The sequence below is a fragment of the Paenibacillus sp. UASWS1643 genome (assembly GCF_008693195.1).
In the GTDB taxonomy this organism is placed as follows: domain Bacteria; phylum Bacillota; class Bacilli; order Paenibacillales; family Paenibacillaceae; genus Paenibacillus; species Paenibacillus amylolyticus_B.
The window spans coordinates 1,874,689-1,890,361 of sequence record NZ_VXKZ01000115.1 but is presented as its reverse complement, the minus strand read 5'-3'; the positions used below and the strand labels follow the sequence as shown (position 1 = coordinate 1,890,361).

Sequence of the window (15,673 nt, the reverse complement as noted above, 5' to 3'; positions counted from 1 at the left end):
CTGTAAGGGGGTGAGAACATGGTGGATGTATTATCACAAAATGAGATTGACGCCCTATTAGCTGCCCTTTCTTCTGGTGAAATGGACGCAGAAGAATTGAAGAAGGAAGAAACTCAGAAGAAAATCAGATCGTACGATTTTAAGCGGGCAGTGCGTTTTTCCAAAGACCATATCAGAAGCTTGACTCGTATTCACGAAAACTTTGCACGCTTTCTCACCACTTATTTTTCAGCCCAACTGCGGACGTTCGTTCAAATCAATGTCGTTCAGGTCGAACAGTTGCCTTATGATGAGTTTATCCGTTCTATTCCTAAGATGACGATATTGAACATTTTTGAAGCGGAGCCACTACAGGGACGAATGGTGATGGAAGTCCATCCAAACGTGGGATATGCGATGCTGGATCGCCTTCTTGGTGGAACCGGGAGTGCTCCAACAAAGATTGCATCGATGACGGAGATTGAAACGACCATCATGGAACGAATATTCAGCCGTGCATTTGAAAGTTTGCAAGAAGCATGGAAGACCGTGTTGGATATTACCCCGAGGATGGAAGCGCTCGAGACCAATCCGCAATTTATGCAGATTGTATCTCCCAATGAGACCATTGCTCTGATCTCGCTCAGTACCAAAATTGGTGACACGACAGGCATGATCAATCTATGTATACCGCATGTCGTTCTTGAACCTATTATGTCACGGTTGTCCACTCATCAGTGGTTTGTTTCGGAGAAGAAAACGAGAGCTCCGGAGGAGTATGATGCTCTAAGAGAGCGCGTGAACAAAGCCAAGTTACCCATCGTTGCGGAATTGGGAGAATCCAGAATTTCAATTGCAGAATTTCTGGGTCTATCCGTTGGTGATGTCATTACGTTGAACAAACCAGTTGATGAGGGACTTTCCATTAAAGTGGGTGACAAACTGAAATACATGGGCAGTCCGGGAACAATCAAGGACCGTGTGGCTGTGCAAATAGACGAGATTGTCACCGAAGGAGTTGAAGAATTTGACGAGTAAGGATTATTTATCCCAAGAAGAAATCGATGCTTTGCTCAGGCAATCGGAATCGATAAACAGCTCGGAACCCGCTGAAAAGACGGTGGATGATTTTTTGACCGAGCTGGAGCAAGATGCCTTGGGGGAGATTGGTAACATTACATTTGGTAGCGCGGCAACAGCCTTATCCACGCTATTAGGCCTCAAAGTAGATATTACAACACCTAAAGTTTCTATCATTAGTCGAACGCAGTTTGAAGAAGCTTTTCCTAAGCCACATGTTGCCGTTCATGTGAATTACGTGGATGGATTCGAAGGCATTAACTCACTTGTTATCAAGAAGAGAGATGCTCAAGTCATCGCTGATTTGATGCTGGGTGGCGAAGGAAATCCGGTCGATGAAGAACTGAATGAAATCCATATTAGTGCGGTACAGGAAGCGATGAACCAGATGATGGGTTCCTCTGCAACCTCAATGTCCACGATTTTTAATCGTTTTGTGAATATTTCCCCTCCGGGAATCGATATTCTCAATCTGGAGAGTGGAGAGGGTGTAAGTAATCTTCCAGCAGATGAGACCCTCATTCAAGTTTCATTTCGTTTGTTAATCGGGGATCTGATCGATTCCAATCTGATGCAGTTGCTTCCAGTTCATTTTGCCAAAAACATGGTAGATATGCTAATTGGAGGCGCTCAGGAGTCAACTGCCAGCGCACCAGTGGCATCAACACCTGAACCTGCACCAGCAGCTGTACCAGCAACGCCACCACCGGTTGCGGAGCAGCCGCCCGTTCAGCACCAACAGGCTCCACAGGCTCCACAACAGCCTGCTCAGGACTATAACGGATATGGACAGGCCCCGATGGGTATGCCTCAAGGAATGCCGCCACAGCAGCCGTATGGCATGCCACCACAGCAACCTTATGGTGCACCTCAACATTACGGTGGAATGCCAAATAGGAATGTTAACGTACAACCAGTTCAATTCGCCAATTTGCAAAATGGGGCGTATGGTCAGGTAGACGAAAACAATTTGAATTTATTGATGGACATTCCCCTTAAAGTCACCGTAGAATTAGGAAGGACCCAGAAGCAAATTAAAGATATTTTGGAACTGTCACAGGGTTCGATTGTCGAACTGGATAAGTTAGCCGGGGAACCCGTCGATATTTTGGTGAATAACAAACTGATCGCCAAGGGAGAAGTTGTCGTTATTGACGAAAACTTTGGTGTACGTGTTATAGATATCGTTAGCCAATGGGACCGAATTCAGAAATTACAATAAGCACAATTTAGGGAGGACTTGAATCAAGATGGCAAACCGAATTTTAGTCGTAGACGACGCTGCATTTATGAGAATGATGATCCGGGACATTTTGTCCAAAAATGGATATGAGGTTGTTGGTGAGGCACAGGATGGCTCACAAGCAATTGAGAAATTTAAAGAGCTTCGTCCGGATCTGATCACAATGGATATTACGATGCCTGAGATGGACGGCATTGCAGCTTTGAAAGAAATCAAGAAGATTGATGCTAACGCTAAAGTAATTATGTGCTCCGCGATGGGTCAACAAGCGATGGTAATCGACGCTATTCAAGCAGGTGCTAAAGACTTTATCGTTAAACCGTTCCAATCTGACCGGGTTATCGAAGCGATCAGCAAGACACTGGGCGTTTAAGAGACATGATGATGGCTCAGGGTGATATTCCAGGAGGAGCTGGCGTGGGAAGTAATTATTATTTACAGCTTGTATGGGTGATTGTTGTCCTGGCCGTCATCCTGGCCCTTATTGTTTATCTGATTCGTTTTTTAAACAAACGGAATCAGCAAATGTTCCGGCACGGCACAATTCGTACTCTGGGCGGGGTTGGACTGGGGCAAAACAAGTCGTTGCAAATTATGGAGATTGGTGGATGTGTATATCTGCTTGGTGTAGGTGAAGACATCCAGTTGATAGACAAGGTTTCGGATCTGGAAGAGGCCCAAAGAATCATTGATTCCTTCGAACGAGATGCTGCTGCACAACAAGGAAATCTCTCACCTCTCATTGCCAAGCTCACAAAACGTTTCCGTAGAGAAGAACCGCCGCGGGAAATGGAACTAGAGGACACAACTTCTTTTCACGAAATGTTTGAATCCAAACTTCGGCAGATGCCTAACCGTAAAGAGAAGATGGAAAAGCTCCTGGATAAAGACAATACTACAGATCGGTCGAGGGATTCATGAAGAAAAAGATTTGGTTAGCGTGTTGTTTATTAGGACTTATCAGTCTGGCATCTGTAACGGTTGCCTTTGCCGAACCCATTCCGAATATTGATATTCAGATTGGAAACGGTGATGGAGGGACACCAAGCACGAGTTCACTGTCCATCATTCTGTTAATTACGGTGCTTAGCATTGCTCCAGCAATGCTTGTACTGATGACCAGTTTTACTCGGATTGTGATTGTGCTCGGTTTTATACGTACATCTTTGGGTACACAACAAATGCCACCCAATCAGGTGCTGGTCGGTTTGGCGCTATTTCTGACACTTTTCATTATGTCGCCGACATTGTCTTCCATAAATCAGGTAGCGCTCCAGCCCTATCTCCAGGGAGAGCTAACGCAAACCGAGGCACTTGAAAAAGCAGCGGATCCCATGAAGAAATTCATGTTTAGTCACACCAGAGAAAAAGATCTTCTGCTGTTTATGAAGTACAATCAGACTGAACAACCAAAGACCTATCAGGATATCCCAATTACTGTTATGGTGCCGGCATATGTAATCAGTGAGTTGAAGACAGCATTCCAGATGGGGTTTATGATTTTTATTCCGTTTCTGGTTATAGACATTGTTGTCGCGAGTACACTCATGGCAATGGGGATGATGATGCTTCCGCCGGTCATGATCTCATTACCTTTCAAAATACTGCTCTTTGTCCTTGTGGACGGGTGGTATCTGGTTGTCAAGTCACTGTTACTGAGTTTTAACACTTGATCCGGAAAGTTAAAGGAGGACGGTCATGACTTCGGAATTTATTATCGGTCTGGCCGGGAAAGCGGTATACACGTCATTGCTGGCCAGTGCACCCATGCTTATACTAGCTCTGGTTGTAGGACTTGCAATCAGTATTTTTCAAGCGACAACTCAAATTCAGGAACAAACATTAGCTTTTGTACCCAAGATTGTTGCCGTACTTCTGTCAGTACTTTTGTTTGGACCTTGGATCTTAAATATCTTGGTCGATTTTACGTTTAACATTCTCGATAATCTATACAGATACATAGGGTAGGCTTTAGCAGATGGAGACATTGTTGCAAAGTTTCCCTGTCGCTCTGCTTATGTTTTGTCGAATCACATCATTTTTTGTAACTGCGCCAGTTTTTTCGGCTCGAAATGTGCCGGCTTCAGTTAAAATTGGTATCTCTGCATTTGTCACATTGTCTGTCTATCTGATTTACGGAATAGACCAGACCGTACCCACCGATCTGAGCTATGTTTTATTGATCATCAGAGAGATTCTAATTGGCCTGCTTTTAGGTTTTGTGGCTTATCTGTTGATGACGGCTGTTCAGACTGCGGGAACCTTTATCGATCTACAGATCGGTTTTGGTATGGCCAATGTATACGATCCAATGACAGGTGCTTCAGCGCCACTTACGGGAAACTTGAAGTATGCATTTGCTATGCTTCTGTTTCTGACGATGAATGGACACCATTATTTGCTGGATGCGATCGTTTACAGTTACCGGTGGGTACCATTATCGAATGTGTTTTTCCTACGGTTGGCAGATGGAAGTATTGCTGAATTTTTGATTCAGACCTTAGGTCAATCATTTATGCTGGCTTTTCAGATGTCGGCTCCGATTGTAGTTGCGTTGTTTTTGACGGATGTTGGATTAGGTTTTTTGGCCAAAACTGCTCCTCAATTTAATGTATTTGCAGTTGGGTTGCCGCTTAAGTTACTCGTTGGTCTTGCTATTTTGCTTTTGCTGGTTCCCAGTTTCTCCTTTGTATTTAGTCAATTGTTCGAAGCGATATTCAGATCGATGGAAAAATTGCTTGGAACCATTGGACAAAGGCCCGGCTGAGTGAAACGGAGGAAAAGACACGGATGAAACTTCAACTCGACCTCCAGTTGTTTTCAGGGGAGAAGACGGAGAAAGCTACCCCGAAAAAGAGACAGGATACACGAAAAAAAAGGACAGATTGTCAAAAGCGCTGAACTATCTGGCGCATCCATTCTCCTAATCGTGTTTTTGATCATGATGGTATTCAGCAATTTCTATAAAGAACGTATAGTTCGTCTGTTTACAGATATCTTCATCAATCGATTGAGTATGGATATCACCGGAGAGAATGTAATGGCGCTTATGATGCGCTATGGCATTGAAGTTTTGTTATTGATCGCTCCCGTTTTGCTGGGTGCGTTACTGGTTGCTTTGATCGTTAACTACATGCAAGTTGGTTTTCTTCTTGTAGGGGAAGGTTTGAAGCCAAAACTTGAGAAACTGGACCCGATTAAAGGTTTCAAAAATATATTCTCTCTCCGCTCATTAGTGGAATTTGCTAAATCTATTTTGAAAATGTCGATTATCGGTTATCTCGTTTACAGTACAATTAAAGGCTACCAGTCAGATATTGCTTCACTTTCTCATTTTTCATTGGATGCTATTTTACATTTCGCTGCGTCGATCACTTTAAGTCTTGGTATCAAGATTGCAGTGGCATTAATGATACTTGCGATATTTGATTACATGTATCAGAAGTATGACCATGAGAAGAAGATTCGTATGTCCAAGCAAGACATCAAAGACGAGTACAAGAAAATGGAAGGTGATCCGCTGATCAAAGGTAAAATCCGGGAACGCCAGCGTCGTATGGCTATGCAGCGTATGATGCAGGAAGTGCCGAATGCGGATGTAATCATCACGAACCCAACTCACTTTGCGGTTGCGCTAAAGTATGAAGGTTCCGAGATGGAGGCACCACAGATTATTGCCAAAGGTCAGGATTATGTCGCCTTGCGTATTAAGGAAATTGCCAAAGAAAACGGTGTTATTACGATGGAAAACAAGCCGTTAGCACGGGCATTGTTCCAGAGAGCCGAGATTGGTGACGCTATACCAGCCGATTTGTTTCAAGCGGTAGCTGAAGTGCTGGCTTATGTATATAAACTAAAGGGCAGAACGAAATAAAAGGGGATCGGAGGCCGTACATTCATTGAAGATTAAAGATATAGCTGTCCTTGCGGGTATCATTGGCATTGTGTTGATGATGATTCTTCCGATCCCAACCTGGCTGTTGGACTTGTTGCTGGTCGTCAATATTTCAATTGCACTGATGATACTCCTTGTTGCAATGAACAGCAAAGAAGCGTTGCAGTTTTCTATTTTTCCAGCTTTGCTGTTGATCACTACACTATTCCGACTGGCTCTGAACATATCGACAACCAAGCTAATCCTTGGTGAAGGGGATGCCGGAGCTGTAGTTGCTACCTTTGGCAGCTGGATTGCTGGAGGGCAAATTGCGATTGGATTTATCGTGTTTTTGATCCTCGTTGTTGTTCAGTTTATCGTTATTACAAAGGGGTCTGAGCGTGTAGCTGAAGTTGCTGCACGATTCACTCTCGATGCGATGCCTGGTAAACAAATGAGTATCGATGCGGATCTGAATGCGGGTCTGATCAACGAGCAACAAGCTCGTGAGCGTCGTTCCAAAATTGAACGTGAAGCCGATTTTTATGGAGCGATGGATGGAGCAAGTAAATTCGTAAAAGGTGACGCAATTGCAAGCATTATCATCCTCCTGATCAATCTCATTGGTGGATTTATAATCGGTATGACTGTGCATGGGATGGCTTTTGCAGATGCAATGTCAACGTACTCTGTATTGACTATCGGAGATGGACTGGTAAGCCAAATCCCTGCTTTGCTTATTTCCACAGCAGCAGGACTTATCGTCACCAGAGCGTCTTCAGAAGGAAATCTGGCAGATGATATTACGGGGCAACTGTTTACATATCCAATACTTATTTATATCGTAGCTTTCGTTATTGCCATGCTCGGTTTCTTCACACCAATTCATGTTATTACTACACTTCCGTTGGCAGGTGTGTTGGCATATGCCGCGTGGCGTATGCAGAATAATCTGAATTTGAAACAAGTAGCGGAAGAACAGTTGGAAGAAGAACAGCAGATTGAAGAGGTTAGAAGTCCTGAAAGTGTAATTAACCTGCTTCAGGTGGACCCTATTGAGTTTGAATTTGGTTATGGTTTAATACCGCTTGCTGATAATCAGCAGGGTGGGGACTTATTGGATCGGATCATTATGATTCGGAGGCAGTGTGCTCTTGAACTGGGGTTGGTCGTTCCAGTCATACGGATTCGAGATAATATCCAGCTCAGACCTAATGAGTATGTTATCAAAATCAAGGGTAATGTGGTAGGGGGCGGAGAACTGTTGTTGAATCATTACCTTGCCATGAGTCCTGGCTATGATGAGGAGTCTGTGACAGGTATTGAAACGACAGAACCTGCTTTTGGACTTCCGGCACTATGGATTGATGAAGTAACCAAAGACAGAGCCGAACTTGCAGGATATACGGTCGTTGATCCGCCTTCCGTTGTGGCTACACATCTGACGGAACTGATTAAGAAACATGCGCATGAGTTACTTGGAAGACAAGAGACAAAAGCACTTGTGGATAATCTCAGAGAGAACTATTCTGCCCTTGTGGATGAACTGATCCCTTCTCTACTTTCCATTGGTGATGTACAGAAAGTGCTTGCTAAGTTATTGCGTGAGAAAATATCTATTCGGGATATGGTTACCATCTTCGAGACACTGGCTGACTATGGTACGTATACGAAGGATCCTGATGTGCTGACTGAATACGTCAGACAATCCCTCTCACGTCAGATTACTCAGCAGTTCTCACAGAAAGGTGAGACACTTCGAGTGATCACGGTTGGACCTGGTCTTGAGAAGAAAATTGCTGAAAGTGTGCAACAATCGGATCAAGGCAGTTATCTTGCGCTAGACCCTGTATCTACACAAAGTGTGTATCAGAAGCTGAGTGAACAAGTGAACCGTTTGATTCAATCAGGTCAACAACCTGTTGTATTAACTTCTCCAACCATTCGGATGTATCTGCGTCAGGTTATTGAACGTACTATGCAGGACATTCCTGTGCTTTCCTACAGCGAGTTGGAGCCGAATGTTGAAATTCAAAGTATCGGGGTGGTGAACTTATGAGAGTAAAACAATACGTTGTTGAGACCATGCCCGAAGCTATGCTTCAAATTCGCAAGGACCTGGGAAGTGATGCCGTTATTCTGTCCACCAAAGAGATTAAGGTGGGCGGGGTGATGGGAATGTTTCGCAAAAAACGGATCGAAGTTGTAGCTGCAGTGGATAAGGAAGAAAACAAGCAAACAACAAAGCCAGTACAAAATCAATTCACACCTGTACCTCGTGCATTTGTACCTGAGGCTTATCGGCAAACAGCTCGTTCGTTTGTTGCGGCTTCTGATGAGTCGGCTACAACGAATACAGCTGATCAAAGTGTACAGGACCAATCTGCTGCTGCCCCGTCTGTGTTTGAATCGCGTAATATCGGTTCAGACATAGACAGCGGCTCAGGTTCTTCGAGCACGGATCATAAACCGCGACCGCAAGGGGCGGATTTTTCGGGTTCAACAACTGGTCCAAAGCCAACAGGTTCAGACCTGCAGCAGGATAAGTTGATGACTGAATTGCAGGATCTTAAACAGATGGTGAACAGGCTTTCAAAGCAAGGTACTTCTGCGGACCCTGTGCCAGAGGAATTGCATATGATCCGAGAACGTTTGACAGAACAAGATGTCTGGCCTGAAGTATGGGAATCCTGGTTTGATTCAATTCAAGCAAAATGGTCTGAGGATGGATTGAAAGAACAGGATGTAGAACAATTAGTGAAGCTTGAGGTCATGCACTTTTTGGAGCAACGTATTGAAGAAGGCATTCTTCCTACCACGCGAATCGTCTATGTAGCTGGACCGACCGGTGTAGGGAAAACGACGACAATTGCAAAATTGGCAGCTGAACAAATGTTCAAAAAACAGCGTAAAGTTGGATTCATAACATCAGATACGTATCGGATCTCGGCGGTAGAACAGCTGAGAACATATGCATCTATACTGAATGTTCCACTTGAGGTGGTACAATCGCCCGGTGATACACAACGTGCCATTTCTCGATTAGAGAATTGTGACTTGATCTTTATGGATACAGCGGGTAGAAATTACAGAAATGAATTACTTGTTTCGGAACTGCAAAGTTTGCTTGCTCCTGTAGAGAATAGCGAAACCTTTCTGGTCATGAGCATGACCTCCAAAAGTGCTGATATGGTGCAGATAACGGAACATTTCAGTAAATATGGTCTGGATAAGGTGATTTTCACCAAAATGGATGAGACTGGGAGCTGCGGTCCGCTATTTAACTTGTTACACCGTTTTCCACTCAAGCTCGCATATGTGGCAAATGGACAAAATGTTCCGGACGATTTGTTGAAACCAGATGCAGATTCATTGTCTAAACAGTTGCTGGGAGAATGGTCACAATGAAGGATCAGGCAGCTGCACTTCGAAGTATGGTCTCCGCGCCATTGGAATTGGAAGGCATTGAGCGAGATATTCGATCCTCAAAAATCATTACTGTGGCCAGTGGTAAGGGAGGTGTTGGTAAATCCAATTTCACACTGAACTTTGCCTTGGCATTGCAGGCTTTGGGGCAAAAGGTACTTGTATTTGATGCCGATATTGGAATGGCTAATATTGATGTTCTTATGGGTACGTCTTCTTCCTATAATCTTTACCACCTGTTGTACCGACAAAAATCCATAAGAGAAATCATACAACTGGGTGCCAGTGGCTTGCCTTACATTGCTGGAGGATCGGGCATGAAAGAGTTGTTCTCATTGTCAGATCGTGATCTGGAGTTTTTCGCCAGTCAAGTCGAGGATATTGCCCAGGAAATGGATTATGTCATCTTTGACACTGGGGCAGGACTCTCCAGAGAGAATATGAAGTTCATCGGTGCTGCTGATGAATGCCTGATTATAACTACACCTGAACCGACTTCAATAACCGATGCTTATGCTTTAGTCAAAGTTATGCACGGCCAGGAAAATGCTACGCCCTTTCGGATGATCGTTAACCGGGTGGAAGATGAACGAGAAGCGGAACGGGTGGCAGAAAAAATAGCTGGAGTGGCGAGACGGTTTTTGCAGACGGATATTCCGCTGCTTGGGTATATTTCAGAAGACGCCCAAGTAGTCAAGGCGGTTAAAAGGCAAATGCCCTATAGTCTGGCTTATCCGAATGCCAAAGCCTCCAAAGATATAGAGAAACTTGCTCTTCGTTATCTGGCTGTACCTGCAACTCCGGGATCCGGAACCTTGACAGGAATCAGGGGATTTATGAATAAGTGGCTTAAACGGACAACATGATTTCTGAATAAAGGAAACAGGGGTGACACAACATGGCGGTGTATCAAGTATTGGTTGTCGATGATTCCGCTTTTATGCGTAAGATTGTTACGGATTTGATTCAAGCGGATCCGGAATTCAAGGTCACGGCAACAGCATCAAACGGTAGAGAAGCGATTCAAAAATCACTAGAATTAAAACCCGATATTATTACAATGGACGTTGAGATGCCCGAAATGAATGGGTTGGACGCATTAAAATCAATTATGAAGGAATCCTTCGTTCCTGTGATTATGCTCTCTGGTATCAATGAACAAGGCATGAAAGAAACCATTATGGCGCTTGAAGCCGGGGCATTTGACTTCATTCGCAAACCATCTATTTCACATGACCAGGATATTGCTCAAGTCGGTAAAGCCTTGGTTGAGCGCATGCGTGCTGCGATGAATGAGATCAAAAGAAAAGCTGATCGTGAGTTATCCATGAAAAATAGAGACATGTTGCGAGGAGCAGTTGCTCCCCCAACTCAGCCAGTGCAGAAAGAACTGCCGGCCAGGGATCGAGCGGAGCCTGTGAAAAAAACGATCGAACCTGTCGAGACGAGTCAACGCTCTCTTCGAGAGCGGACTGAAGCCTTTCAGACCAAATCAAAGAAACCAATTGAACCAGTGTCACCTTCAAAACCAGGTCGCGTAGAGAACAAACCGGAGCCATTGCCAAAAGCTGAGCGTAATTTGGGGACGAAGGCAGAAAAAGCAGTGAGGTCTGCTAATCCAGTACAGACTCCAAAGGAAGTTCGACTACCTAATGCAGCTAGAGTGGCAGCTGATCAAATAGCGGCAACTTCTGCCTCTGCAAAAGCCAAGGATGTAATCAAGCCCAATCCTGTCCCCAAAGGTGGAGGGGGGCTGGAAGGACCATTCAACAAACTTGTGGCAATAGGTTGTTCTACGGGTGGACCGAGGGCTCTCAAGACATTGCTTGAGCAGTTGCCTGCTGATTTGCCTGCACCGGTCATTATTGTGCAGCATATGCCGCCCAATTTCACACGTTCTCTGGCTCAACGATTGAATACATTCAGTCCACTGCATGTGGTTGAAGCTGAAGAGGGCATGGTTCTGAAAAAAGGAACCGCCTATATAGCACCCGGCGGATTCCATGTGAAAGTTAACAAAACAGCAGACGGGAAGTTTATCGTGAAGCTGACTGAAGATCAACCAGTGAATGGACATAGACCTTCAGTGGATACGATGTTTGAGTCACTTCTGCCGTTTACATCTTTACAAAGGCATCTTGTTTTGCTGACGGGAATGGGAAGTGATGGAGCACGTATGATGAAGAGATTATACGAAGCTGGAGTTACATCAACCTTTGCCGAGAATGAAGAAACATGTGTTGTATATGGTATGCCGCGTTCTGCTGTAGAGCTGCAATGCGTTCGTCATCTTCTGCCATTGCAGGAGATTGCGTCTAAACTTGTTCAAGCAGTGAAATAACGGAGTGTAACTCACGGAGGAGGTGCCTCACAATGGACATGAACCAATATTTATCCATGTTTATTGATGAGTCTAATGATCATCTGCAATCGCTTAACGAAAACATGCTTCAACTTGAAGGCAATCCGGAAGACCTGGGCATAGTTCAGGTTATATTCCGCTCCGCTCATACCTTGAAGGGTATGGCAGCAACTATGGGCTTTGAAGATTTGGCATCACTGACGCATAAAATGGAAAATGTGTTGGATCTGGTTCGTAATGAGAAGTTGAAAATGCAGGATTACATTTTTGATACCATGTTCAAGAGTCTGGACGCTTTGGAAACCATGGTTCAGGATATTACCGAAGGTGGACAAGGTAAAGCAGATGTGTCGTCAATCGTAGCTTCACTTCAGGCCATTGAAAATGGTGAAATGACAAACGGAAACGGACCTGCTGCAGAAACAAACAAGCCGGCTAACACTTCAATCTCTTCGGCTGTGGAGCTGGATGAATTCCAATATTCAGTGCTGGATCAGTCGATCGCCGAAGGTCATCGTGTATTCTATGTGGACGTGCTTGTTAGCGAGCATAGCCAGTTAAAAGGTGTACGGGCTTATATGGTCTTTGATATGCTGGAACGTTCAGGTGAAGTCGTTAAGGCTTACCCATCCGTTCAGGATATTGAGCAAGAGAAGTTTGAGCGCAGTTTCTCGTTGTATTACATAACAACTAAAGAGGCGCACGAACTGGAAGAAGGCATCATGAGTATCTCTGAAATTGAAAGTGCAAAGCTCATTCAACTGGATCAGGAGACTCTTCAGCAGATGGCCAATCAGGTAGCAGCTACAGTTGAAGCGCCACCCGCTCCAACAGCTGTAGCTGAGGTTGCTTCGCCGGATAAGAATTCTGTACCCAAAGAAGAAGCCACAACGGCACCAGCTAAAACAGCTGCACCGAAGCAAGCTGCTGCACCTTCACGTACCATTCGTGTGGATATTGAACGCCTCGACGTATTGATGAACCTGTTCAGTGAATTGTTGATTGACCGTTCACGTCTGGAGCAACTGGCCAGCGAAACAGGCAACAATGATTTATCCGATACAGTAGCTCATTTAAGTCGAGTTAGCACAGATTTGCAAAATATTGTACTGAAATTGCGGATGGTTCCGGTAGATACCGTATTTAATCGATTCCCGCGCATGATCCGTGATCTGGCTAAGACACTTGATAAAAAAATCGATCTGGTGATTACAGGTGCTGAGACGGAACTGGATCGTACGGTAATTGATGAGATTGGTGATCCGCTTGTGCATTTACTGCGTAACGCGGTTGATCATGGTGTGGAATCCATTGCAGAGCGTGTAGCTGCAGGCAAACCAGAGATGGGTACAGTAAACCTGCGTGCCTTCCACAGTGGAAATCACGTATTTATCGAGATTGAAGATGATGGTAAAGGTATCTATCGCGACAAGCTCTTGAAAACCGCGATCAAACGTGGTGTTGTAACCGAAGAACAAGGTGCCAAGATGAGTGATGATGAAGTGAATCAATTGTTGTTCGCACCTGGTTTTAGTACTGCTGATATTATCTCGGATATCTCTGGCCGGGGCGTTGGCTTGGATGTAGTAAAATCGAAGATCACTTCGCTTGGCGGTAATGTAACGATTCATTCAACTCCAGGCAAAGGCACGAACTTCTCTGTTCAGCTTCCGTTGACTCTATCCATTATTGCTGCAATGCTTGTACGACTTGGTTCAGAGAAATACGCTGTTCCGTTGTCCTCCATTGTAGAGACGGCCATTGTACAACGTGAGCAAGTTCGTAATATTCACGGCAATAAAATGATCACGTTCCGTGAGTCACTGATTCCGTACTTGTCCTTGAGCGAAGTATTCTCCGTACCGGATTTCAATGATGCTGATGAGCAAGAAACAGAAATCGTCGTGATTCGCAAAGGCGACCGTCTTGCAGCCGTAGCTGTTGAAGAATTTATTGGACAAAGTGAGATTGTTCTCAAATCAATGGGAACCTATCTTCCTGCTATTGAAGGAATCTCTGGAGCAACCATTCTCGGAGATGGACAAGTAGCCCTGATTCTTGATCCTAATGCATTTATTAAATAAGCATAGAGCTAAGTCTTACATTTAATAGGGAGGTTTTTTACATGGAAGAAGAGTTGAAAGTCATCGTCTTTAAATTGGGTTCCGAAGAGTATGGTATTGAGGTAGACAAGGTTCAGACGATTGAGCGCATGATGCCAATTACCCGTGTTCCCAAAACACTTTCCTTTGTAAAAGGAGTTATTAATCTACGCGGTGTTGTAATTCCAGTCATTGATCTACGCGGTCGTTTCTCCCTTCCGGAAACGGAATACACGGATCAGACTCGTATTGTTATCGTAGGTGTAGACGACATGCAAGTTGGCTTTATCGTAGATTCTGCCAATGATGTTATTGATATCAAGAGCAGTGCGATCGATAGCCCGCCAGAAGTGGTTGGCGGCGTCAAAGCGAGATACCTGCGAGGTGTTGCTAAATTGGAGGATTCACGCTTGTTGATTATGCTCAACCTAAATGAAGTATTAAATAAAAGCGAGATTGTACAGCTGGAAAGTGTTGAGGGCTAGTACCGTGGAGATGTTCAACCGATTTGAGGTATTCCAGATGGATGTGCTCAAAGAGGTCGGTAACATTGGAGCAGGCAACGCCGCAACGGCGTTGTCTCAACTCCTCAACAGACCGATTGACATGGGTGTACCTACAGTACAAATGCTCCCTTTTGAAGAAGTTGCCGAAAAAGTGGGCGGAGATGAACGCATCGTGGTTACCGTGTTTCTTCGTGTAGAAGGCGAAGCACCGGGAAATCTTTTCTTTATGATGACACCAGAGGCTGCTAAAATGTTGTTGAATAGACTTGCCGGGTTTGATCTGAAAGAAGGGCTCGCTTTTACAGATATGGAACAATCAGCGCTTTCCGAAATTGGAAATATTCTGGCCGGATCCTATCTCTCTTCTTTGGCAGATTTCACAAAGTTGTCTATGTATCCAACTGTTCCTGGACTTGCCATCGACATGGCGGGTGCCATTCTAAGTTATGGTTTGCTGCAATTTGGCGAGATGGGTGACGCTGCATTGTTGATTGACACATCTTTCTTTGAAGGTGAAGATCAAGTGGAGGGTCAGTTTTTCCTCATTCCGGATCCACCATCCTTTGCAAAGATATTTGAATCGCTAGGGGTGCCACTGAGCCATGATTGAGGACAAAAGCGTCGTTAAAGTCGGTATGGCGGATTTAAACATCGCTCATCTTCCTGGTGTAATCCGTACGACTGGCTTGGGTTCGTGTGTGGGATTAACAATGTATGACCCACATTTGAAGCTGGCTGGAATGGCGCATGTCATGCTTCCTACTTCAGAGATCGCCCGTGAAGGGAAACTGAACACTGCGAAATATGCGGATACAGCGTTGCCTGAGCTTTTGGAAAAGATGATAAAACTAGGCGCTTCTCACTCACGTATTGTGTCTAAAATGGCCGGAGGCTCTCAGATGTTTGCCTTTGCTGGCGCTGGAGATACAATGCGCATTGGACCAAGGAATGCAGATTCTTGTCGAGAGTGGCTTCAAAAACTCAATATCCCTCTTCTAGCAGAAGATACGGGTGGGAATTATGGACGAACGATTGAGATGGATTGTGAAACTGGACTTTTGACTATTCGAAGCGTACAAATGGGTGTAAAGGAACTATAAG

The 15,673-nt window shown here is 44.6% G+C and carries 15 protein-coding genes and 1 pseudogene; all 16 read left to right on the top strand.

What is annotated here, in order from left to right; translation table 11 throughout:
• Positions 1–18: 18 nt before the first annotated feature.
• The 16 genes and pseudogenes from fliM (at position 19) to FE296_RS32370 (ending at position 15,672) form a co-directional block, all read left to right on the top strand.
• The gene (gene fliM, locus FE296_RS32445) at positions 19–1,017 is read left to right on the top strand and encodes a flagellar motor switch protein FliM (protein WP_124114075.1); all 999 of its coding nucleotides are present in this window, start codon (positions 19–21) and stop codon (positions 1,015–1,017) included.
• Positions 1,007–2,281 (top strand): flagellar motor switch phosphatase FliY, encoded by a 1,275-nt coding sequence (gene fliY, locus FE296_RS32440; protein WP_150367668.1) that lies wholly within the window; start codon positions 1,007–1,009, stop codon positions 2,279–2,281. Before fliM ends, fliY begins: the two co-directional genes overlap by 11 nt.
• 28 nt (positions 2,282–2,309) lie before the next feature.
• Complete coding sequence (locus FE296_RS32435; protein WP_017689175.1) at positions 2,310–2,675, top strand: response regulator; 366 nt, start codon at positions 2,310–2,312, stop codon at positions 2,673–2,675.
• Between the two features lie 11 nt (positions 2,676–2,686).
• Positions 2,687–3,223, top strand: a complete 537-nt coding sequence (locus FE296_RS32430) for a flagellar biosynthetic protein FliO (protein ID WP_091017292.1) — start codon at positions 2,687–2,689, stop codon at positions 3,221–3,223.
• Positions 3,220–3,975: a flagellar type III secretion system pore protein FliP gene (fliP, locus tag FE296_RS32425; RefSeq protein WP_036609355.1), complete on the top strand. Its 756-nt coding sequence runs from the start codon at positions 3,220–3,222 to the stop codon at positions 3,973–3,975. The genes FE296_RS32430 and fliP overlap by 4 nt, the downstream gene beginning before the upstream one ends.
• 25 nt (positions 3,976–4,000) lie before the next feature.
• Positions 4,001–4,270, top strand: coding sequence for a flagellar biosynthesis protein FliQ (gene fliQ / locus FE296_RS32420; protein WP_017689172.1), 270 nt, complete (start codon positions 4,001–4,003; stop codon positions 4,268–4,270).
• Positions 4,271–4,280: 10 nt separating this feature from the next.
• Positions 4,281–5,069: a flagellar biosynthetic protein FliR gene (fliR, locus tag FE296_RS32415; RefSeq protein ID WP_036609353.1), complete on the top strand. Its 789-nt coding sequence runs from the start codon at positions 4,281–4,283 to the stop codon at positions 5,067–5,069.
• Between the two features lie 23 nt (positions 5,070–5,092).
• Positions 5,093–6,176: pseudogene (gene flhB / locus FE296_RS32410) on the top strand (flagellar biosynthesis protein FlhB).
• A gap of 25 nt (positions 6,177–6,201) precedes the next feature.
• On the top strand, positions 6,202–8,235 hold the full coding sequence (flhA, locus tag FE296_RS32405; RefSeq protein WP_036670372.1) for a flagellar biosynthesis protein FlhA: 2,034 nt from the start codon (positions 6,202–6,204) through the stop codon (positions 8,233–8,235).
• Positions 8,232–9,584 (top strand): flagellar biosynthesis GTPase FlhF, encoded by a 1,353-nt coding sequence (gene flhF / locus FE296_RS32400; protein ID WP_150367667.1) that lies wholly within the window; start codon positions 8,232–8,234, stop codon positions 9,582–9,584. The genes flhA and flhF overlap by 4 nt, the downstream gene beginning before the upstream one ends.
• The gene (locus FE296_RS32395) at positions 9,581–10,468 is read left to right on the top strand and encodes a MinD/ParA family protein (protein ID WP_017689167.1); all 888 of its coding nucleotides are present in this window, start codon (positions 9,581–9,583) and stop codon (positions 10,466–10,468) included. Before flhF ends, FE296_RS32395 begins: the two co-directional genes overlap by 4 nt.
• A gap of 32 nt (positions 10,469–10,500) precedes the next feature.
• Positions 10,501–11,943 (top strand): chemotaxis protein CheB, encoded by a 1,443-nt coding sequence (locus FE296_RS32390; RefSeq protein ID WP_150367666.1) that lies wholly within the window; start codon positions 10,501–10,503, stop codon positions 11,941–11,943.
• Between the two features lie 32 nt (positions 11,944–11,975).
• The gene (locus FE296_RS32385) at positions 11,976–14,048 is read left to right on the top strand and encodes a chemotaxis protein CheA (RefSeq protein WP_150367665.1); all 2,073 of its coding nucleotides are present in this window, start codon (positions 11,976–11,978) and stop codon (positions 14,046–14,048) included.
• 41 nt (positions 14,049–14,089) lie between these two features.
• The gene (locus FE296_RS32380; protein WP_036609340.1) at positions 14,090–14,551 is read left to right on the top strand and encodes a chemotaxis protein CheW; all 462 of its coding nucleotides are present in this window, start codon (positions 14,090–14,092) and stop codon (positions 14,549–14,551) included.
• A 10-nt stretch (positions 14,552–14,561) separates the two neighbouring features.
• Complete coding sequence (locus tag FE296_RS32375) at positions 14,562–15,182, top strand: chemotaxis protein CheC (protein ID WP_091034987.1); 621 nt, start codon at positions 14,562–14,564, stop codon at positions 15,180–15,182.
• Entirely contained in the window at positions 15,175–15,672 is a 498-nt protein-coding gene (locus tag FE296_RS32370) for a chemotaxis protein CheD (protein WP_017689162.1), read from the top strand. The genes FE296_RS32375 and FE296_RS32370 overlap by 8 nt, the downstream gene beginning before the upstream one ends.
• Position 15,673 lies beyond the last annotated feature (1 nt).